Source organism: Helicobacter sp. T3_23-1059, assembly GCF_053654515.1.
On record NZ_JBSIUV010000114.1, the window covers coordinates 1 to 2,371 of the forward strand.

Sequence of the window (2,371 nt, forward strand, 5' to 3'; positions counted from 1 at the left end):
ATTTTATATTTTTGTTTGACCCTAAAAAGCGCAAGGCATTCCTCTTTATTTGTATGTGTGCATTTTATTTCATCTGAATCTGTTTGTCGTATATCCACTAGAATCTCAATGAATGAAGTATAGTAATTAAAAACATTGCTTAAAATATAGCATATTTCTTGCTCTTGTTTTGATAATTTATTCAAGGTTAAATTCCTTTAATAGAATCTAGAATAGAATCCAAAAGTGATTGCCATCAATTTCTTTTGGTTTAAGAGATTTTATCCTTTTCACTGTCTTGTCCTTTTGCTGTTTTTATTGATACATAAATTTTCTTTATCACAATTATGGCGACATAGCAAATTATCGGGATTGCAAACCATATCAAAGCCCATATAAAAGCGATTAAAAAGATTCCTAAAGCTATCTTTATATCCATTTGTCCGTCTAATAATTTGCCCTGCTCTCTATCATACACCAAAAGTAGCATAGGTATGAGATATAAAAAAATCCACAATGCAAATATTTTTATTTTGCTTTTTATTTTAAATAAGCAAACTAACATTATGCAGGGCAATAGTAATTCTAACATTAGAATCTCTTTGTTGATTGTAGTTTATCGCTGATAGAATCTAAAATTCCATACCAATCTTTATCATCGTAATATATTTGTAAGTTTTTTGCCATAACTTGATATTTTTTCTTTAGCTAAAATATGGTAAAGAGTGCCTATTTTTTCAATAGTGGGATTTTGTATTCTAGCAATAATTCATTTTAATAACAAACAACCAACATCTAAATTTGCACTAGGGTCATTTTTAATTTGCTCTTTTGTGTAGCCCATTTTATCAATCAATTCTTTCCAATAGCTATAATTTATATTCATAGGGCGAAAAGATTCTTGCTCTCCTTTGAATGCTTCAATGGGTTGTTTTAATAAAGTATCATACAATCTATCATAGTATCCGTGCGTTGTCTCTAAAAATATTATAGCTCTAACCAAATCGCTATCAATGTTATATTTTTCTGCATATATAGAAATCAGATTTTCATTATTTGTAACTTCTTCAAAGATATTTGGCGTAACAAGGTTTCGTTTTAAAAAATTTCCAATATCACCAATGATTCCGCTTTTATACCCATCAATCTCAAATATTGCAGGTGTATTTTTTATAATGTTATCTTTTCTATCTTTTGCTTTTGAAATGGTTGGTATATTTTTATACTTATTGCACTCTCCACTCCCCTCCCATTCCCCAAAACACCTCAAAGGTATCATAAAATCTACATTATAATAGCCTTTGTTTATATCATCAGCTGTTAATTGAATCTTTTGTGATGGGGAATTGTTTGCTTCTTTTGTATCTCTAAATGGGATAAAGGAGAGAAAGATAAGTTTAGAGATTATGGGGATAATATTGCCATTAGAATCTTTTGGAAGATTTTTATCTATTTGAATCTTTATAGTTGTATTTTTATCTTGCAGTTTAGCAATATGCGTTTGTTTAGAATCTTGGACATAGCAAAATATGGGAGTGTCTTTTGTAATGCCTTTGTTTTGAGATTCTAGCTCTTGTAAGTTTATGTTGTTTATGTGAATGCTAAAATTCCCACTATTGCTAAAAGTATCTACTTGCTCTTTAACTTTTAGCTTTATGCCAAAGCAACTATAAATATGATTTGGCTCTAGTGTGGTATGAAGTGTGTAGGGATTAGTTTGGTTAGGTGGCATTTTAGGAATCCTTAATATTTATATTGGCTCAACCCACCTTAAGCGACTTATTTCTTATCATTTTCAACAAGACATTTTGGCAAAATTTTATACAAACCTTGCTGTTTAATTTGAGTATTATATCTAAATTCTGTTTCTTTTCAATGAAGCAAAAAATTATCTTTTTTGATTCTTTTAAATTTGCTTAATCTATGTTTTGCATAACCACTTTTGCTTGTAGTTGCAAGTGAAATGAAGCAAAAACACAGGTGTTTTTTATTTGCTACTTAAGCCTCTTTTTCCTCTCACTCTTTTAGCACCCAAAATCTATATCAAAAGATTGCTTTCATCAACTTTGATTTCACCATTTAATGTAGAGATTTTCTCACATTCTTTGGCGATTAAAATGCGGATTTGATTGATGATTTTATTGATACTTTGACGAGAAATGTTGCTTAATTTTGCAATTTTAGAAGCTTCAATATCAAGACAAAAAAGTTTAAGAATCTCTCTTGTTTTTGCTTCTGAAATTCTTGAACGAATGATATACTTGTTTTTCATCGTGTGCATCATAACTTAAAGCTACTTTATGTGAGGGTAAGTTGAATTGAGCCTAATATATAATGTAGCCCCGTGCTTTATCTTTTTCATAATCATCGTATGCCCAATCATTTGGATTTT

2 protein-coding genes and 2 pseudogenes are annotated in these 2,371 nt (G+C 29.6%); all 4 read right to left on the bottom strand.

The window, feature by feature from the left end:
- Positions 1–185 (bottom strand): annotated as a pseudogene (locus ACWIX0_RS13305) (hypothetical protein); the annotation flags it as partial.
- 65 nt (positions 186–250) lie between these two features.
- A complete protein-coding gene (locus tag ACWIX0_RS13310) occupies positions 251–571 on the bottom strand; it encodes a hypothetical protein (protein ID WP_454174466.1) in 321 nt (106 codons plus the stop codon).
- A 177-nt stretch (positions 572–748) separates the two neighbouring features.
- Complete coding sequence (locus ACWIX0_RS13315; RefSeq protein ID WP_454174467.1) at positions 749–1,711, bottom strand: hypothetical protein; 963 nt, start codon at positions 1,709–1,711, stop codon at positions 749–751.
- Between the two features lie 47 nt (positions 1,712–1,758).
- A pseudogene (locus ACWIX0_RS13320) lies at positions 1,759–2,263 on the bottom strand (hypothetical protein).
- Positions 2,264–2,371: the final 108 nt, after the last annotated feature.